A 23,378-nucleotide genomic window follows, 5' to 3' on the forward strand; every position below is an offset into this window, starting at 1 on the left:
GGCGCCCTCGTGGCGCCTTTTTTGTGGCCGCGGCGCGGTGCGTCCAGGCCGGCCCGCTGATCCCGCCGACCCGTCCGTGCCTCTCGATCCCCAGCCCCCCGACCCCGCCCGCACATGATCACGATCACCCTCCCAGACGGCAGCAAGCGCGAGTTCGAGCACCCGGTGACGGTCATGGACGTCGCCCGTTCGATCGGTCCCGGCCTGGCCAAGGCCACCGTGGCCGGCAAGGTCGACGGCCGCCAGGTCGACGCCTGCGACCTTATCGACCGCGACGCCACGCTGCAGATCCTCACCCCGAAGGATCCAGAGGGCGTGGAGATCATCCGCCACTCCTGCGCGCACCTGGTTGGCCACGCGGTCAAGCAGCTCTACCCTGACGCCAAGATGGTGATCGGCCCGGTGATCGAGGACGGCTTCTACTACGACATCTGGCACGAGCGCCCGTTCACGCCCGAGGACATGGCCGCGATCGAGCAGCGCATGCGCGAGCTGATCGCCCAGGACTACGAGGTGGTCAAGAAGATGACCCCGCGCGACGAGGTCATCGAGGTGTTCAAGGCCCGCGGCGAGGACTACAAGCTGCGCCTGATCGAGGACATGGGCCCGGAGGTCACCGCGATGGGCCTGTACCACCACCAGGAATACGTGGACATGTGCCGCGGCCCGCACGTGCCCAACACCCGCTTCCTGAAGCACTTCAAGCTGCTGCGCATTTCCGGCGCGTACTGGCGCGGCGACTCGAAGAACGAACAGCTGCAGCGCATCTACGGCACCGCCTGGGCCGACGACAGGCAGCTCAAGGCCTACATCCAGCGGATCGAGGAGGCCGAGAAGCGCGACCATCGCCGGATCGGCAAGCAGCAGAACCTGTTCCACCTGCAGGAGGAGGCGCCGGGCCTGGTGTTCTGGCATCCCAAAGGCTGGGCGCTGTGGCAGGTGGTCGAGCAGTACATGCGCCGCGTGTACCGCGAGACCGGCTACGGCGAAGTGCGCTGCCCGCAGATCCTCGACGTCGAGCTGTGGAAGCGCTCGGGCCACTGGGACAACTACAAGGACAACATGTTCTTCACCGAGTCCGAGAAGCGGACCTACGCGGTGAAGCCGATGAACTGCCCGGGCCACGTGCAGGTGTTCAACCAGGGCCTGCACAGCTACCGCGACCTGCCGATCCGCTACGGCGAGTTCGGCTCCTGCCACCGCAACGAGCCCTCGGGCGCGCTGCACGGCATCCTGCGCGTGCGCGGCTTCACCCAGGACGACGGCCACGTGTTCTGCACCGAGGAGCAGGTCGAGTCCGAGGTCCGCGCGTTCCACGCCCAGGCGCTGAAGGTCTACGCCGACTTCGGCTTCGAGGACATCCGGATCAAGATCGCCCTGCGCCCGGAGAACCGGCTGGGCGACGACGCCACCTGGGACAAGGCCGAGGAGGCCCTGCGCTCGGCCCTGCGCGCCTCCGGGGTGGAGTGGCAGGAGCTGCCGGGCGAGGGCGCGTTCTACGGGCCCAAGATCGAGTACCACCTGCGCGACGCCATCGGCCGCACCTGGCAGCTGGGGACCATGCAGGTCGACTTCATGATGCCCGGCCGCCTGGGCGCCGAGTACGTGGACGAGCACAGCCAGCGCCGCCACCCGGTGATGCTGCACCGGGCCATCGTCGGCTCCATGGAGCGGTTCATCGGGATCCTGATCGAACACCACGCCGGCGCCTTCCCGGCCTGGCTGGCCCCGGTCCAGGCGGTGGTCATGAACATCACCGATGCCCAGGCCGAGGCGGTGGAGAAGACAGCCAAGTTTTTGAATTCAAAGGGATTCAGGGTAGAATCGGATACCCGCAACGAGAAGGTGGGCTACAAGATCCGCGAGCACACCCTGCAGCGGGTGCCCTACCTGCTGGTGGTCGGGGACCGCGAGCGGGAGGCGGGGGCGGTGGCGGTCCGGACCCGGTCCGGCGAGGACCTGGGTGCGATGCCGGTGGACGCCTTTGCCGCCCGGCTGGCGGAAGAATCCCGCCCCTGACGGTTGTATCGCGGCCGGATTCCGTTAAAAATCCGTCCCATCCCGCACGGCGGGCGCCCGGTGGCGCCCCCGGTATCCCCATTTCCGGAGACCTCGTATTAGCACCCAAGACAAGCAGAATCGCCGCAACAGCGAGATCCGCGTGCCCCGCGTACGCGTGATCGGTTCCGATGGTGAGATGGTCGGCGTACTGTCGCGCGACGAAGCACTGCAGATGGCCGAGGAAGAAGGCCTCGACCTGGTGGAGATCCAGCCCAATGCGGATCCCCCGGTCTGCAAGATCATGGACTTCGGAAAGTTCAAGTTCGAGCAGCAAAAGCGCGCCAACGAGGCCAAGAAGAAGTCCAAGCAGGTCGAGATCAAGGAAGTGAAGTTCCGCCCCGTCACCGACGAGGGCGACTATCAGATCAAGCTTCGCAAGATGCGCGGCTTCCTGGAGGAAGGCGACAAGATCAAGGTCAACATCCGCTTCCGTGGCCGCGAGATGAGCCACCAGGAACTGGGCCGGGAGATGGCCGCCCGCATCGAGGCCGACCTGGGCGAGGACATCGTGATCGAGTCGCGCCCCCGCCTGGAAGGCCGGCAGATGGTGATGATGATCGCCCCCAAGAAGAAGTAACCGCGGGCGCGGCCCGCGTACCGGCCCTCCCCACCCCCGCGGGCGGGGGAGGGCAGGATGGAGAGCGCGCCCCCAGGCGCGCTTCGTTTTTCGGGCGCCCCGCCCCGGCCCGCCCCACGCTCCGGCCCCGGCCCTCCCCGCAAGCGGGGGGAGTCAGCGAAGGCGCATCGATTGCGCCCAAAACCGGCAGCGGGCATAATGGCCGGCCCGGTTCGTCCGGGGACAGGCCGCGAGGCCTTCGGACCCGCCCCCGGCTCCTTCGGGACCAGTGGCTTGCAAACCGGCCAGGCAGGATGGAAAGCGTGCCGACGATCGGCGCCGCCCGGGCCAGTACTCGAAACGACCCCAAGGACATCGCAATGCCCAAGATCAAGACGCATCGGGGCGCGGCCAAGCGCTTCCGGAAGACCGCTTCCGGCAAGTACAAGGCGGGCCACGCCAACCGCAGCCACATCCTCACCAAGAAGGCGACCAAGCGGAAGCGCAACCTCCGGCAGACGAACCACGTCCGCGCCGAGGACGCAGGCCGTCTGGACCGCATGCTGCCGTATCTCTGAGGAGGGCTGAACCATGGCAAGAGTCAAGCGTGGCGTGCAGGCGCGTCGTCGCCACAAGAAGGTCCTCGCCCGTGCCAAGGGCTACTACAACGCCCGGCGCAAGGTCTTCCGCGTCGCCAAGCAGGCGGTCATCAAGGCCCAGCAGTACGCCTACATCCACCGCAAGCAGAAGAAGCGCAATTTCCGCAGCCTGTGGATCACGCGCATCAATGCCGCCGCCCGCGCCAACGGGCTGAGCTACAGCCGTTTCATGAACGGGCTGTCCAAGGCCGGCATCACCCTGGACCGCAAGGTGCTGGCGGACATCGCCGTGCACGACGCGGCCGGGTTCACGGCCCTGGCCGAGAAGGCGAAGGGCGCGCTCGCGGCGTAATGTCACGTGTCCCGGCGCGGCCGCCGCACGCGCGCGGCCGGCTGTCGGGAGACCAGGTGGTACACGCATGGGGAAGGGCGCAAGTCCTTCCCCATTCGTTTTTCCAGGGCCGGTCGGCGCGCGCGGGGTCCGCGGCGCGGGGACCGGAACCGGGTCGGGACCCGCGGCCGGCGGCGCCGTGGCGGGAACCGGCCGCCAACCGGGCCGCGGCCCGGAACGCAAGGGGCGTTCGATGAGCGACATCGAGTCACTGTCGAAGCAGGCGATGCAGGACATCGCCGCGGCCACCAGCGCCGACGCGCTGGAGGGGCTGCGCGTGGCGCTGCTGGGCAAGGGTGGCAGCATCACCGCCCGGCTCAAGGCGCTGGGCACCCTGCCCGCGGAGGAGCGCAAGGCCGCGGGCGAGGCGATCAACCGGGTGCGCGACGCGGTGACCCGCGCGCTGGCCGCGCGCCGCGCGGAGCTCGAGGACGCCGAGCTCGACGCGCGCCTGGCCGGCGAGTCGATCGACGTGACCCTCCCCGGCCGCGACCCCGGCCGCGGCACCGTCCACCCGATCAGCCGCACCATGCAGCGCATGGCCGACATCTTCGGCCGCCTGGGCTACGACCTGGCCGACGGCCCGGAGATCGAGGACGACTGGCACAACTTCGAGGCGCTGAATTTCCCGCCGCACCATCCGGCGCGCGCCATGCACGACACCTTTTACTTCGGTGACGGGCGCCTGCTGCGCACCCACACCTCGGGCGTGCAGGTGCGCTACATGGGTGAGGCGGTCGCCAGCAAGAGCGGGCCGCCGCTGCGGATGATCGCGCTGGGCAAGGTGTACCGCTCCGACTCCGACCAGACCCACTCGCCGATGTTCCACCAGTGCGAGGGCCTGCTGGTGGACGAGCACTCCACCTTCGCCGACCTCAAGGGCACGCTGGCCGAGTTCGTGCGCGCGTTCTTCGAGCGCGATTTCGAGATGCGCTTCCGCCCCAGCTACTTCCCGTTCGTGGAGCCCGGCGCCGAGGTCGACATCGCCTGGCAGCGCCCGGACGGCAGCACCCGCTGGCTGGAGGTGCTGGGCTGCGGCATGGTCCACCCGAACGTGCTGCGCGCGGTCGGCATCGACCCGGAGCGCTACACCGGCTTCGCCTTCGGCATGGGCGTGGAGCGGCTGGCGATGCTGCGCTACGGCGTGGACGACTTGCGCGCGTTCTTCGACAACGACCTGCGGTTCCTCAGGCAGTTCGCCTGAGGCAATGGCCGGCGGCGCGGGTCCGGCGCGCCGCCCGCCAGCGACGACTGATCACGGGAATCCAGCATGAAGTTCAGCGAGAACTGGCTCCGCCAGCACGTGCCCACCGACGCCGGCCGCGAGCGCCTGGCGGCGGTGTTGACCGCGATCGGCCTGGAGGTCGAGGACGTGGCCGAACTCGGCCAGGACCTGGACGGCGTGGTGGTGGCGCGCATCCTCTCGGCCGAAAAGCATCCGCAGGCCGACCGGCTGCAGGTCTGCCGCGTCGACGCCGGCCAGGGCGAGCCACTGCAGATCGTGTGCGGCGCGCCCAACGCCCGCGCCGGGCTGGTGGCGCCGCTGGCGCTGGTGGGCGCGCGTGTGGGCGACCTCACGATCAAGGCCGCGAAGCTGCGCGGCGTCGAGTCCAACGGCATGCTCTGCTCGGCGAAGGAGCTGGGCATCGACGCCGATGCCTCGGGCCTGATGGAGCTGCCCGACGACGCCCCCGTGGGCGCGCCGCTGGCCGGATACCTCGGCCTGCCCGACGCCAGCATCGAGATCAAGCTCACCCCGAACCGCGCCGACTGCTTCAGCGTGCGCGGCATCGCCTACGACGTGGCCGCCGCGCTCGGTGGCACGGTCGCCGACCACGACGCCACGCCGGTGGCCGCGACCGGCACGGCCACCCTGCCGATCGAACTCGGCGCCGGGGCCGATGCGCCGCGCTACGTCGGCCGCGTGATCGAGGGCGTGGACGCGCGCGTGCGCACGCCGGTGTGGATGGCCGAGCGCCTGCGCCGCAGCGGCGTGCGCCCGGTGAGCTTCCTGGTCGACGTTACCCAGTACGTGATGCTCGAACTCGGCCAGCCGATGCACGCCTTCGATCGCGACCTGCTCAAGGGTCCGGTCGGCGTGCGTCGCGCCCGCGCCGGCGAGCGCCTGGTGCTGCTCGACGGGCGCGAGGTGGAGCTGGACGGCGAGTTCCTCGCCATCACCGACGCCGACCGCCCGGTGGCGCTGGCCGGCGTGATGGGCGGCATGGATACCCGCGTCACCGACGCCACCCGCAACGTGTTCCTGGAAGCCGCGCACTTCGCGCCCGCCGCGATCATCGGCCGCAGCCGGCGCCTGGGCATGCATACCGACGCGGCGCACCGCTTCGAGCGCGGCGTCGATCCGCAGCTGCCGCGCACCGCGATCGAAGTGGCGACCCGCCTGGTCCTGGACATCGCCGGTGGCCGCCCCGGCCCCGTGGTCGAGGCCGCGCTGGAAGAACACCTCCCGCAGCCACGGCCGATCCTGCTGCGCCGCGCCCGCCTGGCCCGAGTGCTGGGCCTGCAGGTGCCGGACGCCGAGGTCGCGCGGATCCTGCGCGCCCTGGGCATGGAGGTCGAGGACGTGGCCGGGGGCTGGCGGGTCCTGCCGCCGAGCCGCCGCTTCGACGTGGCGATCGAGGAGGACCTGATCGAGGAGGTCGCCCGCATCCACGGCTACGATGCCATCCCCACCACGCTGCCGGGCGGCGCGGCCCGCATCGCCGCGCCCAGCGAGACGCGCGTGGCCGAGGACACCCTGCGCGCGCAGCTGGTGGCGCGCGATTACCACGAGGCGCTGTGCTTCGCCTTCGTCGACGCCCAGCTGCTCGACCACTGGCAGGCCGCGACCGGCAGCGTGCCGCTGTCCAATCCGCTCAGCGCCGAGCTGGGCGTGATGCGCACCATGCTGCTGCCGGGGCTGGTCTCGGCGCTCGGCCGCAACCTCGCGCGGCAGCAGTCGCGCGTGCGCCTGTTCGAGCTGGGCAAGGTATTCGCCGCCGCCGGGCCGGGCGAAGCGCCGGTGGAGACGGCGCGCATCGCCGCCGCGATCCACGGCGACGCGCGCGCCGAGCAGTGGGGCGAACCCGCGCGCGCGGCCGACTTCCACGACCTGCGCGGCGACCTGGACAGCCTGGCCGCCTGCGCGGGTGCCGTGCTCGACTACCGCCGCAGCGACGCGCCGCACGGGCATCCCGGCCGCAGCGCCGATGTCTGGCGGGTGGACGGCGGCGAGGCGCGGCTGGGCTGGATCGGGGAACTTCACCCGCGCCTGCTGCGCGCGCTGGACCTCGACGGACCGGTGCTGGGCTTCGAGCTGGACCTGGCCCCGCTGTGCCGGCGCGCCATTCCGCGTCCCCAGGCCCTGTCGCGCTACCCGTCCGTCCGCCGGGACATCGCGTTCGTCGCCCCGGATACGGTGCCCTGGAGTGCCCTGGAGGCCACCATCCGGCGCGCCGGGGGCCCGCTGCTGTCCGAAGTGCGGCTGTTCGACCGTTATCTCGGAAAGGGGGTCGATCCGGGATTCAGAAGTCTCGCAACCGGCTTGATTCTGCTGGATAAATCCCGCACTCTCACCGATGGCGACGTGGATCGCGCGGTGGCCGCCATCATGGCCGCGCTGCGGGACGAACACGGCGCCCGGATCAGAAGCTGAGTTGCCTTGGGGGACAGCGTGGCGTTGACCAAAGCCGAGATGGCCGAGAAGCTCTACGAGGAAGTGGGGCTCAACAAGCGGGAGGCGAAGGAATTCGTGGACGCCTTTTTCACCGCGCTGCGCGAGGCCCTCGAGGGTGGCCGCCAGGTCAAGCTGTCGGGCTTCGGCAACTTCGACCTGCGGCGCAAGAACGAGCGCCCGGGCCGCAACCCCAAGACCGGCGAGGAGATCCCGATCTCCGCCCGCACCGTGGTCACCTTCCGCCCGGGCCAGAAGCTCAAGGAACGGGTGGAAACCTACACGGGACCGGGCGATGCTTGACCCCGGCAGTAACCGCGAGCTCCCGCCGATCCCGGCCAAGCGCTACTTCACCATCGGCGAGGTCAGCGAGCTGTGCGACGTCAAGCCGCACGTGCTGCGCTACTGGGAGACCGAGTTCCCGAGCCTGAACCCGGTCAAGCGCCGCGGCAACCGCCGCTACTACCAGCGCCATGACGTGCTGATGGTGCGCCAGATCCGCGGCCTGCTGTACGAGCAGGGCTACACCATCGGCGGCGCCCGGCAGCGGCTGGAGGGCGAGGCCGCGCGGCGCGAGTCCACCTTGAGCAGCCAGATCGTGCGCCAGGTGCGGATGGAGCTCGAGGAAATCCTGCAGCTGCTCAAACGCTGAGAGGGCGCCGGCCGCGGACCCGTGGCCGATCCGCGCCCGGCGACGCGCGCCGGGGTATAATGCCCGGCCACACCGGGGTATAGCGCAGCCTGGTAGCGCACTTGTCTGGGGGACAAGTGGTCGTCGGTTCGAATCCGGCTACCCCGACCAACACGCCGTTCCGGGTCGCGCCCGGAACACGGAAAAGCCCCGTGTGCATCCGGGGCTTTTTTCTTGGCCGTTCTGCTGCCCCGGACCGGTCGTGGCGCGCGCGGGACAGGCTGGCGGCAGGCTGGCCGGATCCGGACCGGCCGTGCGGCGGCAGCCTCCAGCGGACGATGCGCCGGGTGGAAATTCCGTCGCAGGCCGTTTGCGTCGCGGCTCAGCGGCCGGCGGCCGCGCGGGCGCCCCGCCGCTTGCCGCGTTGCGCCACGTCCCGGCTCCGGGCGAACTCGGGGAACACCTCTTCGAGCGCAAGCGTCTCCGGGAGGATGTAGAACACGCCGCCACGCTCGAAGGCGGGAGTCACGACGTGCTCGTAGAACCCCGGCGAAACGTTGATGCAGCCGTGGGTGACGCGGTTGTCCTCGGGTGTCGGCGAGGCGAGGCGTTCCGGCCGCCTCTCGGCGGGTACTCCGGTCGCCGTCGGATGCATCGAGACCGCGGAATCGTAGTCGACCCACAGTACGCGGCCGGCGTCGATCGACGGACCGAATCCGCCGATGAAGCGGCCCGCCGGCGTGGTGCGATCGCGGCCGGGGATCTCGCGCAGCGCGAGTCCGGCGATGCCCGGCGCGGTGTGGTCGCCGATCGCCGAACCGAACAGTCCGGGAGCCGCGCCACGGAGCCGCCCGTCGCCCCCGAACACCAGGACCTGGGCGGCCTGCTTGTCCATGATGGCGAACGGATACCCCTGGTTGTCGCCGGTGGCGACGATCCAGCCGGCGAGTTCGATGACCGTGTCGGAGACTTCCTGGCCAGGCGGGAGCTCGTCGACCGCGGGGGTGGGCTGGGCTGCGACGGTTCCGGCGCCAGCCACGGCCAGGCATGTCACTGCGACTGCGTGCAGCAGCGCGCCACGGAACGCGCGGTAGGCAGGAAGCATGCGTGTTCGGATGGGGAGGTTCCTCATTCAACGGGGCGGACGATGTCCAAGGACCGGTGGCCGGGGTGGCCACCGGTCCAGTTGGACCGACGTCGCGGACTGCGCCGGACGATCAGCCGCGCGGCGCGCGGCGCGGAGCCGCTTCGAGCTGCTGGACGCGGCTCTCGATCTGGTCGAGCCGCTGGTTGGCCTGCTGCGCCGACTGGTTGGCCGATTCGGCGCTCTGCGCGGCGCTCTGCACCCGCGAGTCGAGCTGGTCGAGGCGCGAGTTGATCGTCGCGAACTCGTCGGCGTAGGTCGCACAGCCGGACAGGCCGGCGGCGGCAACGATCGCCACGCCGAGCACGCTTGCCTTGAGGTGTCGCTTGCTTACGGACATTTCGGATGCTCCTTCGTCAGGGACGGGGCGAATATAGCGGGGATTGCGTCGCGCGGCCCCGGCGCGACTCAAGGGTCCGTTGGAGTACGTGTTGGGATTGTGAAGGAGATGTGAAAGCCCGCGTCCCGGCAGGTCCAGCGCATCGCGCGGAGGGGACTGCGTCGCGACCGGGTCGCGGAACAGGCCCTCGGGCGTGATGGCGCCACAGGGCGACACGCCGTCACCCGGGAGGGCCGCCGCCGGCGTCCGCGATGCCCGATACTTGGGCCATGGCGGACTCCGCGCGCCACTGGATCGATGCCCTCGGGCTGGAACCGCACCCCGAGGGCGGGCATTACCGTCGCATCCATGCCTCGGCGACCGAGGTCGTCGTACGCGGGCTGCGGCGGCCGGCGATGACGGCGATCCGCTACCTGCTCGAGGCCGGCACGCGCAGTGCGTGGCATCGCGTCGACGCCGACGAGTCCTGGCACTGGGATGCAGGGGGCGCGCTGGAACTGCTGCTGCACCGCGAAGGCAGCGACGCGGTCGATGTCCACGTGCTGGGGCCGGCGGCAGCGGGATACGCGACCACGCACATCGTCCCTGCCGGGCTCTGGCAGTCCGCGCGCGCCCTCGATCGCCATGCGCTGGTCACGTGCGTGGTCGCCCCCGGCTTCGTCTGGGAGGGCTTCGAGCTGCTCCCGCAGGAGTCGGCGCTGGCCGCGGACCTGTCGCGCCTGGGGGCGCTGCAGCGTTGACCGTGCCGGCCCGCCGCCTGTCTCCCGCGTCGCGACGCCGGCGAGAACGCCTGGGCGCTCAGGCGCCGATCCGGTCGCGGCCGGCGTCCTTGGCCCGGTACAGGGCGACGTCCGCCTCGTCGATCCACTGCTCGACCGTCGCGTGCGTCGCGCGCGCCGGGGCGATGCCGATGCTGGCGGTCAGGCGCGCGCCGGGCAGGGCGGCGACGCCAGCCTGCCGGATCGCCTCGAGCAGCGACTCCGCCAGCGCGCGCGCCTGGGCCGGCGTGGTCCCCGGCAGCACCAGCCCGAATTCGTCGCCCCCGTAGCGGCCGGCCTCGCCGGCCTCGCCGACGGTGGCGCGGATCGCCGCGGCCACGGTGCGCAGCACCTCGTCGCCCTGCGAATGGCCGTGGCGGTCGTTGGCCACCTTGAAGTGGTCGATGTCGAGCAGCAACAAGGTCATCGGCACGCCTTCCTCGCGATGCTGGCGCAGGGCGCGGTCGGCGAGCTTGAGCCAGTGGCGGCGCACGTGCAGCCCGGTCAGCGAATCGGTGCGGCTGAGTTCGTCCAGTTGCCGGTTCTTCTCGCGGATCTGCTGCCCCATGTGGCTGACGGCCAGGGCCACGCCGATCGTGTGGATGGTGAGCACCGGCAGCGAGAACAGCAGCTCGGTCATGCTGGTCTCCAGCCGGACCGCGAAGCCGGTCGCGAGCGCGCCGCACAGCAGGCCGGAGGCGAACGCCGGCAGCGACCACAGCCACAGGCGCGGGATCCCGGTGCTGATCTTGTCCACCGTCACCAGGGTGAACAGCAGCACCGAAGGCAGCAGGTTGAACTGCATCATCGCCACCCAGAACCCGGCCTGGGCCGAATCCAGCAACAGGTTGCGGCGTTCGGCGCGGTAGGGCGACGCGCTGCGCCGCGCGACCTGCAGCGCCAGGTGCGGCCAGAGCAGGGCGGTGAAGGCCAGCAGGCCCCAGGTCGGCGGGTTCGCGCCGTTCTCGAGCAGCACCGCGCCGATGCACAGGCCGCCAAGACCCATGCCCAGCAGGCGGAAGCGGTAGGTCAGCCACGGAAGGCGATCCGCCCCGCGGGGCACCGCATGGCCGCGGCCGGTGGCCGCAGCTGTCGCCTTCGCACTCATCGACTCCCCCCGTGCCAGATGTCCCGCAACGCCCGGGCCCGGTGTCGCCGGCCCCGCGATCCCACGGCGTCCCTGCCTTCCGTCCTTCAGCCCGATGCGCTGAGCAGCGTGCGCTGGTCTTCCTGTCCGGGCCAGCGCCGCAGGATCGCGGCACGGATGCCGGCTGCGTCCAGCCCGGCCTCGGCCAGCAGCGCCTCGCGGCTGGCGTGGTGCTGGAACGCGTCCGGCAGCCCGAGCTGCAGGACCGGAAGCAGCACGCCTTCGGCGTGCAGCAGTTCGAGCACGCCCGACCCCGCGCCGCCCATCACCACGTTGTCCTCGAGGGTGACGAAGCCCTGGTGGGACTGCGCGAGCTCGAGCAGCAGCGCGCGGTCGAGCGGCTTGACGAAGCGCATGTTGACCACGGTCAGGCCCAGTTCGGCGCCGACCTGCTCGGCCGCCGGCACCAGGGCGCCGAAGGCCAGCAGGGCGAGGCGGGAGCCGTGGCGCCGGACCTCGGCCTTGCCGATCGGCAGCGAGTCCAGCGCGTCGCCCGCGGCGACGCCGGGGCCGGTGCCGCGCGGATAGCGCACCGCGGCCGGTCCTTCGTGCCGGAAGCCGGTGCTCAGCATCTGCCGGCACTCGCGTTCGTCCGCTGGCGCCATGACCACCATGTTCGGCACGCAGCGCAGGTAGCTCAGGTCGAGGTTGCCGGCGTGGGTGGCACCGTCCGGGCCGACCACGCCGCCACGGTCGATCGCGAACAGCACGTCGAGGTCCTGGATCGCCACGTCGTGCACGAGCTGGTCGTAGCCGCGCTGCAGGAAGGTCGAATAGATCGCGACGACGGGCTTGGCGCCTTCGCACGCCATGCCCGCGGCCAGGGTCACCGCGTGCTGCTCGGCGATCGCGACGTCGAAGTAGCGTTCGGGGTATTCCCTGGAGAAGCGCACCAGGCCCGAACCCTCGCGCATCGCGGGGGTGATGCCCATCAGCCGCGGGTCGGCCGCGGCCATGTCGCACAGCCAGTCGCTGAACACGTCGGTGTAGGTCGGGCGCGACGGCCCGGCCTTGGGCACCACGCCGCGCGAGGGATCGAACGGGGTGACCGCGTGGTAGCCGATCTGGTCGCCCTCGGCCCGTTCGTAGCCCTTGCCCTTGGTGGTGATCACGTGCAGCAGCTGCGGACCTTTGAGGCCCTTGAGCGTGCGCAGGGTGTCGACCAGCGCCTTGACGTTGTGGCCGTCGATCGGGCCGGTGTAGTGGAAGCCCATTTCCTCGAACAGGGTGGAGGGCACGAACATGCCCTTCCAGTGCTCCTCCCAGCGCCGCACGAAGCGCGCAGGCGGCTTGTTCTTGTCGCCCAGCAGCCTCTTGCCGCCCTCGCGCAGGCGGTTGAGCGTGGCGCTGCCGGTCATCCGGCCGAGCATCCGGGTGAGCCCGCCGACCGCCTCGCTGATCGACATGCGGTTGTCGTTGAGGATCACCAGCAGGTCCGGCTCGGGATCCATGCCGCCGGCGTGGTTGAGGGCCTCGTAGGCCATGCCGGCGGTCATCGCGCCGTCGCCGATTACCGCGACGACCTTGCGCGCGGGCGCGCCCTGGGCGCGCGCGTTGGCCACCGCCATGCCCAGCGCGGCCGAGATCGAGGTGCTCGAGTGGCCGACACCGAAGGTGTCGTACGGGCTTTCCTCGCGCTTGGGGAACGGCGCCACGCCGCCGGCCTGCTTGACCGTGTGGATCGTGTCGCGGCGGCCGGTGAGGATCTTGTGCGGATAGCACTGGTGGCCGACGTCCCAGACGATGCGGTCCTCGGGCGTGTCGAAGATCCAGTGCAGCACGGTGGTCAGTTCGACCACCCCCAGCCCCGCGCCGAAGTGGCCGCCGGACTTGCCGACGGACTCGATCAGGTAGGCGCGCAGTTCGTCGGCGACGGCCGGCAGCTCGGCTTCGTCGAAACGGCGCAGGTCGGCCGGGCTGTCGATGCGCGCGAGGCGCGGATAGCGCGTGGAATCGATCATCCGCGCATTGTAGATCCTGCGCGGTGCAAGCGCCGCGCAGAAGCCCGTTCAGCGAACCGCTAGCGTCCGCGCAGCCGGCCCAGCAGGCCGCCGCCGCGCGCCGGGGCAGCGGGCTCGGGCGGTGGTTCGGCCACTGCTTCGGCCACGCCGGTGGCCAGGCTGGCGTTCACGAAATCGGCGATTTCCTCGATCGCGATCCCGCTGGCGGCGGCGATTTCCGGCAGTGTCGCCGGGCCCTTCATCATCGCGGTGGCGATGCGGAAGTGGCGCGGGAACTCGCGTTCGGTCTGCGGCCAGCGGGTGAGCTGGTAGCGGGCCTCGGGATCGTGCCCCGGCAGCAGGCGACCCTTGCCGGTCACCAGGGCGCCGAGCCAGACCAGCCGGGCCAGCGGCTGGGGGTCGCCGGCGGCGGCCGTTTCCTGCGCCCAGGCCGCGTCGTCGAGCGGCTCCAGGTCGGCCTGCGCGACCTCGCCTTCGAAATACTGGGCCAACGGCTTGAGCGTCGCGGGACCATGGTAGGCGGGCGTCTCGGCGTCGATCAGCAGGGTCGGGCCGCTCGCCCGGCGCAAGCGCAGGCGTCCGCGCAGTTGGCCGCCGGTAAGCCAGGCGAACAGGGTGGACGGGGCGGGCGCGGCCGGCTCCGGCTCCGCCGCTGGCGCGGCCGCGGGCGTCGGCGTCGGCGTCGGCGTCGGCGTCGGCGTCGAGGCGGCGGTGGCGGCGGTGGCGGCGGTGGCGGCGGTGGCGGCGGTGGCGGCGGTGGCGGCGGTGGCGGCGGTGGCGGCGGTGGCGGCCGGCGGCGCCGGCTCCGGCGCGGCGGCCGTGGCCTCGGCCGGCCGGGTCGACTCGCCGGCCGCGGCGCCGTCGCCGCCGGACGCGTCCACCCCGGCCTGGATCTCCTCGAGCAGGGCCAGGAACGAGTCGGCGCTGAATGGGCGCCCCAGGCGGTAATCGGTCTGCGCCCGCGACGCGGACGTCAGCCCCACCACGCGCTTGCCCGAGGCATGCAGGCGCAGCCAGCTCATCGGGCCGTACATGCTGTCCATGTCCACCACGATGTGGTCGGCCTGGGTCTCGGGGAGCAGCTGCCAGCGCCCGGAGAGGCGCTCGTTGGCTTCCAGGAAGGCAGCCTTGAGCGCGGCTTCGGTGGCCGGATCCATCCCGGCCAGTCCAATGGTCAGGGACATGCTGGAGCTTCGTTCAGGAAGGTAGCGGGAGTGTAAACCAGCGCCGCGCGAAAGGGCCGGTACCCCGGGCAGCGCCGCCGCCGACCGTCTACTGGCGCCGGCGGCGCGGCAGGTGCGCCTCCAGGAACGCCATCTGGTCGGCGAGGATGTTGCGGTTCGACAGGATCAGGTGCTCGATCCAGCTCGGCCGGTACGGCACCGCCAGCAGCGGCATCGAGGCCTGCTGCGGGGTCCGCCCGCCCTTGCGGGAATTGCAGTGGAAGCAGGCGCAGACCACGTTCTCCCACACGTCGCGGCCACCCTGCGACAGCGGCACCACGTGGTCCCGGGTGAGCTGCTGGCGGCCGAACCCGCGGCCGCAGTACATGCACAGGTAGTGGTCGCGGGCGAACAGCGAGGCGTTGGTCAGCGCCGGCGTCGGGTCGAGCGCCTGGGGGCGCACGTGGCCGCGTGCGGCGATGATCGGGTGCAGTTCGAGCACGCTGCGCGCGCCGGTGCCGCGGTTGATCCCGCCGCGGATGCTCAGGTAGGGTTCGCCCAGGGTCCAGACCACCGCGTCGCGCGCGTAGAGGCAGGCGGCGTCCTGCCAGCTGATCCAGTTCAGGGCCCGGCCGTGGGCGTCGAGCGAGAGCAGCCGCACCGAGTCGAGCCGGTGCGGAAGGGCGCCCGGAATCGGCAAGGCGCCGGCCAGGCCCGGGTGGAACTGCGTTCTGTCAGGTTCCATCGGTCCCCGAGCATAGCGCTATTCCATTGCGTTTGCTCGACCCGCGGCGCGGCTGGCGGGCCGCCGCCAGGGCCGCGGCTGCAGCATCGACACCCGGCGCTGCCCATGAGCGGCGTTGGTCGCGCCGCGGCGGTGGGCGGTCAAGCGGCGGCTCAGTCGAAGTGTTCGGCCGCCAGCGCCAGCAGCGGGCCCGGGCCGCTGTCGATCGCGGCCTTGTGCAGCAGGGTGCGCGGCAGCAGGCGGGCGTAGAAGAAGCGGGCGGTCTCGCGTTTGGCGGCCTTGAACGATTCCGGCTGCGATGAGGCGTCGGCGGCTGCCACGATCCGCGCCCACCAGTACGCCAGGGCCACGTAGCCCGAATAGAACAGGTAGTCGTAGGCGGCCGCACCGATCTCCTCGGGATCGCGCGCCGCACGCCCGGCGATCGCCATGGTCAGCGCCTGCCACTCCTGCGCCTTGGCCGCCAGTGGACCGGTGAACTCGGCCAGCGCCGCGTTGCCGGCGTGCTGCTCGCAGAATCGCTGGACCATGCCGAGGAACACCTTGAGCCCGGCGCCCTGCAGCTGCATGGTCTTGCGGCCCATCAGGTCCAGCGCCTGGATCCCGGTGGTGCCTTCGTAGAGGGTGGTGATGCGCGCGTCGCGGGCCAGTTGCTCCATCCCGTGCTCGGCGATGTAGCCGTGGCCGCCAAAGCACTGCAGCGCATGGTAGGTGCACTCCACGCCCCACTCGGTGAGGCAGCCCTTGACGATGGGCGTGAGGAAGCCGAGCAGGTCGTCGGCGTCCTTGCGCGCCTGCTCGCTGGCCCCGTGCGCGGCCAGGTCGAACTGGAGCCCGGCATGGTAGGCCAGCGCGCGGCCGCCCTCGACCAGCGCCTTGCAGGTGAGCAGCATCCGGCGCACGTCCGGCTGCACGATGATCGGGTCGGCGGGCTTGTCGGGAAACTTCGCACCCGAAAGCGAGCGCGACTGCAGCCGCTCGCGCGCGTAGCGCAGCGCGTTCTGCAGCGCGCGCTCGGACAGTCCCAGGCCCTGCATGCCCACGCCGATGCGCGCGGAATTCATCATGGTGAACATCGCCGCCAGGCCGCGGTGCGGCTGGCCGACGAGGTAGCCCTCGGCGCCGTCGAAGTTCATCACGCAGGTGGCCGAGGCGTGGATGCCCATCTTGTGTTCGACCGAGCCGCAGCGCAGGGCATTGCGTTCGCCGACGCTGCCGTCGCGCGCGACCTTGAACTTGGGCACGATGAACAGCGAGATCCCCTTGCTGCCGGCCGGCGCGTCGGGCAGGCGCGCCAGCACCAGGTGGACGATGTTCGGGGCGAGGTCGTGCTCGCCGGCGGTGATGAAGATCTTGGTGCCGGTGACCGCGTAGGTGCCGTCCGCGCGGGGCTCGGCGCGGGTGCGCAGCAGGCCGAGGTCGGTGCCGCAGTGCGGTTCGGTCAGGCACATGGTGCCGGTCCACTCGCCCGAGACCAGCCGGGTCAGGAACACCTCGCGCTGCCACTGCTCGCCGTGGTGGAGCAGGGCGTTCTGGGCCCCGTGCGAGAGCAGCGGGAAGTTGCCCCAGGCCAGGTTGGCGGAGTTGATCATCTCCTCCATCGACAGCCCGAGCGCGTGGGGCATGCCCATGCCGCCGTACTCGGCCGGCGCGGTGAGGCCGCCCCAGCCGCCTTCGGTGAACTGCGCGTACGCCTCCTTGAAGCCGGGCGCGGTGGTGACGCTCCCGGTGTCGGCGTCATAGCCCACGCCGTGGCGGTCGCCGACCTGGTTGAGCGGCGCCAGCACGCTTTCGCAAAAGCGCGCGCCTTCCTCGAGGATCGCGTCGACCGTCTCGCGGCCGGCATCCTCGTAGCCGAGCTGGCGGAACGTGGCCTCCACCCCCAGCACGTCGTGCAGGGTGAAGCGGATCTCGTGCAGCGGTGCGGAATAACTGCTCATCGGGCGGACACCTGCGGGGGAAGAACTCAGCGCAACACGCCGGGCAGGCCCGGGACCGGACTCAGGCGGCTGTCGCGCCTGACCTTGTACTCGCGGGCCTTGCCGCGGTCGGCGGGGGCGGCGCGGACGGTGCCCTCCAGCCGATAGCTGGTGCCCGTGCCGTCGGCCAGGCGGCCGGCCAGCAGCAGCCGGGCGTTGGCGGAGGGCGCGAAGGGCAGCGTCACCACATCGGCCGATTCGGGGCCGATCGTCAGCGCCGGCTGCGCCTCGAGCGGACCGGCATCCTCGCCGCCGACCTGGATCGCGAGCGACACCGACTCGAAGCGCATTGGCATGCTGCTGTAGTTCTGCAGGCGCAGGTCGACCGACCAGCTGCCGTCGGCCTGCACGGTGAGCTGCTGGATGCTTGCGGCCGGCTCGGACACCCGGCGCGGCGTGCCGCCGCTGGAACAGCCGGCCAGCACGGCCAGAAGCACCACCGCCGACACGAGCGCCGGCACGCGCCATCCACGCATCATCTCGTCTCCCCGCTGTTCAAGGACCGGCGCAGGATACTACGACGTACGGACGCGGCCGGGGCGGTGGCGGGCGGGTGTGCAGGAACGCGCGAAGCCGTCGGGCAGGGCGCCGTGGCGGGCCCGACCGGGGGGCGTGGCGGTGGTGGCCGTCGGCGCGACACGGGGCGCGAGCGGCGCGGCCGGACGGTGGCTTGCCGCGCCCCCGTCGCATCCGTATCATGGCGGGCTCGCACGGCCCAGCGCCGCGGCGTATGGCCGGGTAGCTCAGTTGGTAGAGCAGGGGATTGAAAATCCCCGTGTCGGGGGTTCGATTCCCTCCCCGGCCACCAAATTTTTCAAGGGCTTGCAGAGATGCAAGTCCTTTTTCGTTGGCGCACCCTCGACGCGGTGGCCGTTCGGTGGCCGTTTGTGGGTTGCTAGGCCGCTGTGGCTGCCTCTTCGCAGTCTTGACCTAGCACCCTTGCCGCCCAGGTGAGGACCTCCGCTTCCGACCACACCGCGATGGTTGGCGTCACCTTCCTCTGTCGAGGGAAGGTGCCGGCGTCCATCATGCTGTAGATGGTCGAACGCGACAGGCCGGTCAAGTGCATGACTTCCTTCAGGCGGATAAGGCGTGGCTGGGCCGTGCGGGTGTTGTGCATCAGTCACTCCAAATGAAGAAGGCCCGCCAACACATGAGTGCCGGCGGGCTCAGGGGTTGTCGTAGGGAGGGGTGGTAAGGGGAGGGCGTCCGCATTCGTGCGGGGCTTCCGACCCTCTTTGGCAGGAGAGGCCGTGTCCGCGCTCGGGCAGAAGATGGGGGTACGGGGGGGGCAAGGCCGCGTCCGTCTCTTCGAATGCCCGCTCGGAAATTTGCGCTGAACATTTCAGGGGGTGTCGCAAAGCGACAGTCTTGATCCCCTTCATGTCGCTCTAGCAGCTCAGTTTGAGACGGCGCGGGAGCCTTGGGTGCGGGTTTCAGTAGTCCCCGTCCTCGGATGCCATCTTTTGGCTGAGTCGCTCTGCCTCCGCCGCGATTGCCTCGTTCCTGAGTAGCCGCAGGGAGAGCAGGAAGGCATCGAGCCCGTATCGGTCGATTTCCTTCCCTAGCTTTGACGCCAGACGTTCGGCTTGGCGCGCCAAGCGCTCGCCTTCAGGCATCTCCAGCTGCAGATCTCGAAAAGTGTTCCCCCTCACGTGCTTCCACTGTGGCCAACCGGTACCAGGGTCGCAGGCGGCAGCCGTGAAGTCCTTGGGGTTCACCTCGGGCAGCTTCTTCCGCATACGGGCGACCGTGTCCTTACCTGCGCCAAAGATGCGAGCGATTGCGCGAAGGGAGACCCCGGGTGGCAGTTCGCGTCGTCCGTTGTCTGTCAGCATCGCTAGGTATTGCCACGCGGCCTCTCGACGCTGTTCCACATGCATGGGCAGCTTGACCCCGTCGCAGTTCGCGGCCTTTGACGCCATGAGGGCTTCCGCCTTTGTGCTCTCGCGGATTCGCGCGGGTGCGCTCGCCCGTCCTGCGCGGCGGTAGGCCGTCAACCGGTGGTGCCCATCGATCAGGTAGAGGGAGCCGTCAACGCGCGCCAAGAGCAGGGGTTCGAGGTCCCGGCCGTCGCTAAGTTTGGCCGTCAGGTCGGCCACATGCTCGGCTGAGGCTTCCTCAAGGCGACCACGCTGCTTGTATGGGGCAAGCCGAACGTTCCGGGGCTGGTACGCGTCCGCCTGTTTGATCCGTCCCAAGGACACGTGTTGGGGAGGTATAGCCCGCCATTCATTCAAGAGGGCTTCCAGTCGCTCCGTCGCCACGTCACTCTCTCCGCTTGCGGGTATCGGGCGCGTCTGGCGCGGGGAGGGCCAGGATCAACCGGTCAAGAGTCTCCCCATTGGTCAGGTGTCGGCCCTCCCTGCGCGCCATGTGCCTCTGCCAGTGCTTAAGGCGGTCGAAAGCGGCCAGGCTGAAAGACACTTCCCGGTACACCACGGTCTCGGGCCTGGGCACGGGAGCGGGGTAGAAGCTCACGCCTCGTAACCCACGGAGGCCTCAGTGGTCTCCTTTGGGAGGGCCAGTAGGGCCTTCAGGTCAAGCCGCGTATAGCCGTCTCGGAGCCTGAGGTTGTCTCGTCGCAAATTCAGCGTGTTGCCGTCCCGGTAGTAGACCTTGCGCCCCTTGGGCGCGTTGGCGATCAACCGCGCTACCGTCACGGCCGTCATCCTGCCGCCGCTACGGGCTCGGCCATTGAGGGGCACGTGACACTGCACGTAGCTGCGATGCGATCTGCGGCTGATACGGTTGGGAACGTTGTGCTGCCAGTTGCCCGTAATGCCGCGCTCCAGCAGGGCCTGGTAGTCATCTGCGTACAGCTCAGCGAAGTTCCGGCCATCGGAGAGTGGAATGCGGACGCAAGGGGTACCGTCCGGATCGCGGAACGGGATCGGGTGGCGCTTCAGCGTCTTCATTGGTTGCTCCTTCGTGGACTTGGCGAGCGCGCACGGCAAAGCCGCCGAGGCCCGAAGGCCCAGCACTCGCGTGGGTGGGTGGTGTGTGGTGGGGTGACGTAGCCCGGAGGGCTGGTGGCTAGAGACAGCGCGCGCTGTTCCCTCCACTATGACCACTAAATTCGGGAGCCCGGTGCGGTTAACCCATTGAAGCCGCTAGGTGCGGCCAAGGATGGTCGTGGACGGACTTAGGCCGATGGATTCCAGTGTCTTCCCCCCTATAACCACTGACTTACTCTGTTTCCTTAGAGATCAATCACTTGCATGGGCTTCGGGGGTGGTCGGCGACGACGGGCGCCGATGTGCGCGAAGGCGCCGGATGCGCCCCGGGGCGCCTTTCGGCCCGCCGTGAGGTAGGGTGGGATGGCGACAAGATGGAGGGGACGAGGTGGGTACCGCACTCATGATTGCCCTGCTCATCGGCGCTGTTGCTTACCTTGTCTTGGGGCCAGGTAAGGACGGCGAGCGACCCCGGCGCTCTCGGGCGGCGCGAACTAAGCCCTCCCCAGACGTTCCGGACTGGCTGCGCGGGCGGTGGGCGATGATGGATGGCTGTCGCCCGGGCGACGGTGGCCTGTTCCCCCGGTGGTACTTCGATCCGATGACCGAGTTCCAGGCTCGGCGGCTGACCGAGGACGGGATGACTTTCTCTCCATCCCTGACCAAGGGGCAGGCCTCGGACCTGATAGGCCTTGGTGAGTCTCCGGACGACGAAGACTTGGAGGTCTTGCGCTTCTTCAAGCGTCCGCTGCGGGGCATGAATAAGGCTCGGGCGCGCCACGAGGTGGCAGTGCTGTTCCAGGACGAGGCTAACCGCCGCGCATGGGAGGACCGCCCGGCGACGGACGTGCAGCGGGAGTTCTATCGGTTCTTTGGCATGTCCCTACAGGCAGGACTGCCGAAGCGTCAAGCTGATGCGGAAATTTCCCAGAAGCTGAGCGCCGCCCAGGCGGAGAGTGACCCTCGACTGGACCACTGGCGCACGCTCGCGCAACTCTTCGATGACTTCTCGGACGCTGAGTTCAGAGAGGGCTACGACATGAAGAAGCCCTCTCTTCAAGCGATTCGCAAAGCAGCGGAGGCGCTAGCGGCGGAAGCGGGATGGGAAGCCGTTGACTCTGACGGAGTGGCGGAACGGCTACTGGAAACGCACCCAAGTCTCCAGAAGTGAAATCCCGCGGCACATAGGCTGGCCACCTATGAAAGTCTTGGTTCCACACCGGCCTATGCTAAGGACTTCGACGCACTTCCCCGTCAGGACAGGAAGCTGCTATCCGAGGTGGCCGCTAGGGAGACATTCAAGCTGATCGGCTAGTCGCTTCGCGGCCAGGCGGTCGCCGTTGGCCGTTGGGACGAACGTAGCGAGAGGAGGCACACGCTGTGCGCCTCTTGATGACGGCTAGCCCCCCCCTCTCTCTCTCGCTGCCGTAGCGGGCAGGGTGCGAGTAGACCGGGAGCATGGCGCCTGCTCTTGCCGATGATGACCACTAAATCTCGCGACCCCCCTCCCGGGCTCTGGGGAGCGGGAGGCACAAAACTACAGATGGGCAAAGCCGCGCGTTGGGGATTGGGGCGCTCGTGGACACTCGCGACATATGGTGGTTCACACCGAGTCGCCACTTAGGGCTGCGGTCATTGGCGGGGCCTGTGGCGGCATGGGCGGTACGACACGGCGCCGCAGTTGACCGCTGCCACGAGCGGGCTATATGGGTGAAGGAGGACTTGGCGCTCCTGGCTTCGTTGGAGTGCCTGCGCCGCCAGGGGGCGCGTTGACTTCAGTGGTGGGCGCGCGTAGCTTGACCGCGCATTCCACGGGCGCCTTGGCCAAGAACCCAATATGTGGGGTTTTGGCTGCGGCGTCACCCCAAGGAATTGTGTTGCGATGGGCGCCGCTTCTGTCCCACAGGACGCGACAGTTTGGTGCTCAAATGCAACGAGAAGCCCCCGCCGTTGAGGGCGGGGGCCGCTCTTTGCCGGGGGGGCTTGGTGCGCTCAAACGCACCTCGTCTCACCGGTCACCGCCGGGCTAGGGGAGCTTTGGGAGCATCCCCTGCCAGAGCAGGGATTTGTCAACGGGTCGCACCGGCTGACGCGGCTGACTCTATTCGCTAGCCGCGTCTCCTGTCAAAACCCCAGCTCTCCATCGGCCGCTCCCATGTCTGGGTGTCCTTACGGCCCCGGACGGGCGCCGCTCGGCCTCCCGAAGGGGGTGGGGCGCGGTTGTGAGCCCTACTTGGTCCGCCGCAACGCTTCAGGGCCAAGGGGGCGGTGTCCGTCTTCATGGCCATTGGGACTCCCGCTTGTATGGAGATCCAATGAGAAAGTCGATCAGGAACGTTAAGAGGCACCTTCCCCACTTCCCGGAAGGCACATTGGTGCGTGCAGTGGTCGCTCTTGACCGGTGCGAGCCGGCCCAACTTCGGCGCTTCGGATTCATTGATCCTTTCGCGGAAGGCCAGACGGTGCTTCCAAGTGCGGACGTTGGTCCAGAGGCCCGGCGGAATTCGCAAGGTGACGAGTACGTGCATCGCGACCTGCCGAAGGAAGAGTTCACGCTGCTCCAATTCCGAAAGCGGAAGGAGTGGCATGGGCCTGACCAGGTGCTGACCGAGAGGCTCGTCAACTGCCGGTACCGCCGATATCCGCGCACGTTGATCGCGGCAACCTCCATCGAGTTCACGATCTTGCGTACGCCGGAAGGTGGCAGGGTGATTGCTTCGCCCCCCTATGACCCACGAATAGAGGGCGAGTGGCTAAGGGTCGCGGCTAACGTCTTGTTGGAGGGCTTCGGGCAGGTCGAATTCCGTCAAGCAGACTTGACCGCGGCCTGCAGGCCCGTCAGACGTTTGAATTGGGAGATTCTTCCGCGCGGCCGGGTTCCTTGGTCTCAGGGATCGGAGCTGCTGCGCCGCGTGATTGAGGTTGCGCCCCCTTCGGTGCAGCCCGTCATTCGGGAGCGGATCGAGGCAGTGGAGGCCCACGGCCCCAACTTCCACGCGGTAGGGCAGGCGGGCTTCAGCGGCTATTGGGTCTTTGGATTCGGTGAGCGCGACTTGTACGTGCTGGAAAGCTTGTCGCTTGACAATGCCACCTATGTGCTTGGGGCGGGGTGGGAGGTGGTCTCGCGCCTGACCAAAGCGGAGATCATTCACGGGGGCCTTGCCGTCGCTCGGCTCGTGCATGACCGCACCTGGCCGGAACGCCTGGCGCAAGTCCTCCGCCCGGTGGACGGCTGAGACCCCTGTAGGTTTGCTCCCGGCATCGGCCGGGGGC

The 23,378-nt window shown here is 69.7% G+C and carries 22 protein-coding genes and 2 tRNA genes; 13 read left to right on the forward strand and 11 right to left on the reverse strand.

What is annotated here, in order from left to right; all coding sequences use genetic code 11:
- Positions 1-114 precede the first annotated feature (114 nt).
- From thrS to FQY79_RS08150, 9 genes are all read left to right on the forward strand, one after another.
- On the forward strand, positions 115-2,019 hold the full coding sequence (gene thrS / locus FQY79_RS08110) for a threonine--tRNA ligase (protein ID WP_146312399.1): 1,905 nt from the start codon (positions 115-117) through the stop codon (positions 2,017-2,019).
- 97 nt (positions 2,020-2,116) lie between these two features.
- Positions 2,117-2,638 carry a translation initiation factor IF-3 gene (infC, locus tag FQY79_RS08115; protein WP_146312400.1) on the forward strand — a complete coding sequence of 174 codons (522 nt, stop codon included), beginning with the start codon at positions 2,117-2,119 and terminating at the stop codon, positions 2,636-2,638.
- 359 nt (positions 2,639-2,997) lie between these two features.
- On the forward strand, positions 2,998-3,195 hold the full coding sequence (gene rpmI / locus FQY79_RS08120; RefSeq protein ID WP_024889803.1) for a 50S ribosomal protein L35: 198 nt from the start codon (positions 2,998-3,000) through the stop codon (positions 3,193-3,195).
- Between the two features lie 13 nt (positions 3,196-3,208).
- Positions 3,209-3,568: a 50S ribosomal protein L20 gene (rplT, locus tag FQY79_RS08125; protein ID WP_146312401.1), complete on the forward strand. Its 360-nt coding sequence runs from the start codon at positions 3,209-3,211 to the stop codon at positions 3,566-3,568.
- A 232-nt stretch (positions 3,569-3,800) separates the two neighbouring features.
- The gene (gene pheS / locus FQY79_RS08130) at positions 3,801-4,811 is read left to right on the forward strand and encodes a phenylalanine--tRNA ligase subunit alpha (RefSeq protein WP_146312402.1); all 1,011 of its coding nucleotides are present in this window, start codon (positions 3,801-3,803) and stop codon (positions 4,809-4,811) included.
- Between the two features lie 66 nt (positions 4,812-4,877).
- Positions 4,878-7,262: a phenylalanine--tRNA ligase subunit beta gene (gene pheT, locus FQY79_RS08135; RefSeq protein WP_146312403.1), complete on the forward strand. Its 2,385-nt coding sequence runs from the start codon at positions 4,878-4,880 to the stop codon at positions 7,260-7,262.
- 18 nt (positions 7,263-7,280) lie between these two features.
- On the forward strand, positions 7,281-7,583 hold the full coding sequence (locus FQY79_RS08140; RefSeq protein ID WP_146312404.1) for an integration host factor subunit alpha: 303 nt from the start codon (positions 7,281-7,283) through the stop codon (positions 7,581-7,583).
- Positions 7,576-7,932 (forward strand): MerR family transcriptional regulator, encoded by a 357-nt coding sequence (locus FQY79_RS08145; protein WP_146312405.1) that lies wholly within the window; start codon positions 7,576-7,578, stop codon positions 7,930-7,932. The genes FQY79_RS08140 and FQY79_RS08145 overlap by 8 nt, the downstream gene beginning before the upstream one ends.
- 73 nt (positions 7,933-8,005) lie before the next feature.
- Positions 8,006-8,082 (forward strand) — tRNA-Pro (locus tag FQY79_RS08150).
- 211 nt (positions 8,083-8,293) lie between these two features.
- Here the strand turns inward: FQY79_RS08150 and FQY79_RS08155 are convergent.
- Together FQY79_RS08155 and FQY79_RS08160 are read right to left on the reverse strand one after the other, a co-directional pair.
- Positions 8,294-9,016 carry a hypothetical protein gene (locus FQY79_RS08155; RefSeq protein WP_146312406.1) on the reverse strand — a complete coding sequence of 241 codons (723 nt, stop codon included), beginning with the start codon at positions 9,014-9,016 and terminating at the stop codon, positions 8,294-8,296.
- Between the two features lie 112 nt (positions 9,017-9,128).
- A complete protein-coding gene (locus FQY79_RS08160; protein ID WP_027071393.1) occupies positions 9,129-9,395 on the reverse strand; it encodes a membrane protein in 267 nt (88 codons plus the stop codon).
- A gap of 269 nt (positions 9,396-9,664) precedes the next feature.
- On the opposite strand from FQY79_RS08160, the gene FQY79_RS08165 reads away from it, so the two are divergent.
- Positions 9,665-10,135 carry a cupin domain-containing protein gene (locus tag FQY79_RS08165; RefSeq protein WP_146312407.1) on the forward strand — a complete coding sequence of 157 codons (471 nt, stop codon included), beginning with the start codon at positions 9,665-9,667 and terminating at the stop codon, positions 10,133-10,135.
- A 58-nt stretch (positions 10,136-10,193) separates the two neighbouring features.
- Here FQY79_RS08165 and FQY79_RS08170 read toward each other — a convergent pair whose 3' ends face one another.
- The 6 genes from FQY79_RS08170 to FQY79_RS08200 form a co-directional block, all read right to left on the reverse strand.
- The gene (locus FQY79_RS08170; RefSeq protein ID WP_146312408.1) at positions 10,194-11,261 is read right to left on the reverse strand and encodes a GGDEF domain-containing protein; all 1,068 of its coding nucleotides are present in this window, start codon (positions 11,259-11,261) and stop codon (positions 10,194-10,196) included.
- Positions 11,262-11,347: 86 nt separating this feature from the next.
- On the reverse strand, positions 11,348-13,261 hold the full coding sequence (dxs, locus tag FQY79_RS08175) for a 1-deoxy-D-xylulose-5-phosphate synthase (protein ID WP_146312409.1): 1,914 nt from the start codon (positions 13,259-13,261) through the stop codon (positions 11,348-11,350).
- Positions 13,262-13,320: 59 nt separating this feature from the next.
- Positions 13,321-14,445 carry a hypothetical protein gene (locus FQY79_RS15365; protein WP_186759864.1) on the reverse strand — a complete coding sequence of 375 codons (1,125 nt, stop codon included), beginning with the start codon at positions 14,443-14,445 and terminating at the stop codon, positions 13,321-13,323.
- An 88-nt stretch (positions 14,446-14,533) separates the two neighbouring features.
- A complete protein-coding gene (locus tag FQY79_RS08190) occupies positions 14,534-15,169 on the reverse strand; it encodes an HNH endonuclease (protein ID WP_146312410.1) in 636 nt (211 codons plus the stop codon).
- A 152-nt stretch (positions 15,170-15,321) separates the two neighbouring features.
- Positions 15,322-17,109 (reverse strand): acyl-CoA dehydrogenase C-terminal domain-containing protein, encoded by a 1,788-nt coding sequence (locus tag FQY79_RS08195; protein ID WP_146312411.1) that lies wholly within the window; start codon positions 17,107-17,109, stop codon positions 15,322-15,324.
- Between the two features lie 26 nt (positions 17,110-17,135).
- Positions 17,136-17,627, reverse strand: coding sequence for an LEA/WHy family protein (locus FQY79_RS08200; protein ID WP_146312412.1), 492 nt, complete (start codon positions 17,625-17,627; stop codon positions 17,136-17,138).
- A 253-nt stretch (positions 17,628-17,880) separates the two neighbouring features.
- On the opposite strand from FQY79_RS08200, the gene FQY79_RS08205 reads away from it, so the two are divergent.
- A tRNA-Phe gene (locus tag FQY79_RS08205) sits at positions 17,881-17,956 on the forward strand.
- Positions 17,957-18,043: 87 nt separating this feature from the next.
- Here FQY79_RS08205 and FQY79_RS08210 read toward each other — a convergent pair.
- From FQY79_RS08210 to FQY79_RS08220, 3 genes are all read right to left on the reverse strand, one after another.
- Complete coding sequence (locus FQY79_RS08210) at positions 18,044-18,268, reverse strand: helix-turn-helix transcriptional regulator (protein ID WP_146312413.1); 225 nt, start codon at positions 18,266-18,268, stop codon at positions 18,044-18,046.
- A gap of 316 nt (positions 18,269-18,584) precedes the next feature.
- Complete coding sequence (locus FQY79_RS08215; protein WP_186759866.1) at positions 18,585-19,415, reverse strand: ParB/RepB/Spo0J family partition protein; 831 nt, start codon at positions 19,413-19,415, stop codon at positions 18,585-18,587.
- 210 nt (positions 19,416-19,625) lie between these two features.
- Positions 19,626-20,066 carry a hypothetical protein gene (locus tag FQY79_RS08220; RefSeq protein WP_146312415.1) on the reverse strand — a complete coding sequence of 147 codons (441 nt, stop codon included), beginning with the start codon at positions 20,064-20,066 and terminating at the stop codon, positions 19,626-19,628.
- Positions 20,067-20,493: 427 nt separating this feature from the next.
- Here FQY79_RS08220 and FQY79_RS08225 point away from each other — a divergent pair, with 427 nt between their 5' ends.
- Both FQY79_RS08225 and FQY79_RS08230 read left to right on the forward strand, forming a co-directional pair.
- Entirely contained in the window at positions 20,494-21,276 is a 783-nt protein-coding gene (locus FQY79_RS08225) for a hypothetical protein (RefSeq protein WP_146312416.1), read from the forward strand.
- A gap of 1,144 nt (positions 21,277-22,420) precedes the next feature.
- Complete coding sequence (locus tag FQY79_RS08230) at positions 22,421-23,341, forward strand: hypothetical protein (protein ID WP_146312417.1); 921 nt, start codon at positions 22,421-22,423, stop codon at positions 23,339-23,341.
- The last annotated feature ends 37 nt before the right edge of the window (positions 23,342-23,378 follow it).

It is taken from the genome of Luteimonas wenzhouensis, assembly GCF_007859305.1.
Classification (GTDB): domain Bacteria; phylum Pseudomonadota; class Gammaproteobacteria; order Xanthomonadales; family Xanthomonadaceae; genus Luteimonas; species Luteimonas wenzhouensis.

Excerpts from the sequence above, each read along its gene's own strand:
- thrS (WP_146312399.1), top strand. The coding sequence starts at position 115 with ATGATCACGATCACCCTCCCAGACGGCAGCAAGCGCGAGTTCGAGCAC.
- rpmI (WP_024889803.1), top strand. The coding sequence starts at position 2,998 with ATGCCCAAGATCAAGACGCATCGGGGCGCGGCCAAGCGCTTCCGGAAG.
- rplT (WP_146312401.1), top strand. The coding sequence starts at position 3,209 with ATGGCAAGAGTCAAGCGTGGCGTGCAGGCGCGTCGTCGCCACAAGAAG.
- pheS (WP_146312402.1), top strand. The coding sequence starts at position 3,801 with ATGAGCGACATCGAGTCACTGTCGAAGCAGGCGATGCAGGACATCGCC.
- pheT (WP_146312403.1), top strand. The coding sequence starts at position 4,878 with ATGAAGTTCAGCGAGAACTGGCTCCGCCAGCACGTGCCCACCGACGCC.
- FQY79_RS08145 (WP_146312405.1), top strand. The coding sequence starts at position 7,576 with ATGCTTGACCCCGGCAGTAACCGCGAGCTCCCGCCGATCCCGGCCAAG.
- FQY79_RS08155 (WP_146312406.1), bottom strand. The coding sequence starts at position 9,016 with ATGCTTCCTGCCTACCGCGCGTTCCGTGGCGCGCTGCTGCACGCAGTC.
- FQY79_RS08160 (WP_027071393.1), bottom strand. The coding sequence starts at position 9,395 with ATGTCCGTAAGCAAGCGACACCTCAAGGCAAGCGTGCTCGGCGTGGCG.
- FQY79_RS08165 (WP_146312407.1), top strand. The coding sequence starts at position 9,665 with ATGGCGGACTCCGCGCGCCACTGGATCGATGCCCTCGGGCTGGAACCG.
- FQY79_RS08170 (WP_146312408.1), bottom strand. The coding sequence starts at position 11,261 with ATGAGTGCGAAGGCGACAGCTGCGGCCACCGGCCGCGGCCATGCGGTG.
- dxs (WP_146312409.1), bottom strand. The coding sequence starts at position 13,261 with ATGATCGATTCCACGCGCTATCCGCGCCTCGCGCGCATCGACAGCCCG.
- FQY79_RS15365 (WP_186759864.1), bottom strand. The coding sequence starts at position 14,445 with ATGTCCCTGACCATTGGACTGGCCGGGATGGATCCGGCCACCGAAGCC.
- FQY79_RS08190 (WP_146312410.1), bottom strand. The coding sequence starts at position 15,169 with ATGGAACCTGACAGAACGCAGTTCCACCCGGGCCTGGCCGGCGCCTTG.
- FQY79_RS08195 (WP_146312411.1), bottom strand. The coding sequence starts at position 17,109 with ATGAGCAGTTATTCCGCACCGCTGCACGAGATCCGCTTCACCCTGCAC.
- FQY79_RS08200 (WP_146312412.1), bottom strand. The coding sequence starts at position 17,627 with ATGATGCGTGGATGGCGCGTGCCGGCGCTCGTGTCGGCGGTGGTGCTT.
- FQY79_RS08210 (WP_146312413.1), bottom strand. The coding sequence starts at position 18,268 with ATGCACAACACCCGCACGGCCCAGCCACGCCTTATCCGCCTGAAGGAA.
- FQY79_RS08220 (WP_146312415.1), bottom strand. The coding sequence starts at position 20,066 with ATGAAGACGCTGAAGCGCCACCCGATCCCGTTCCGCGATCCGGACGGT.
- FQY79_RS08230 (WP_146312417.1), top strand. The coding sequence starts at position 22,421 with ATGAGAAAGTCGATCAGGAACGTTAAGAGGCACCTTCCCCACTTCCCG.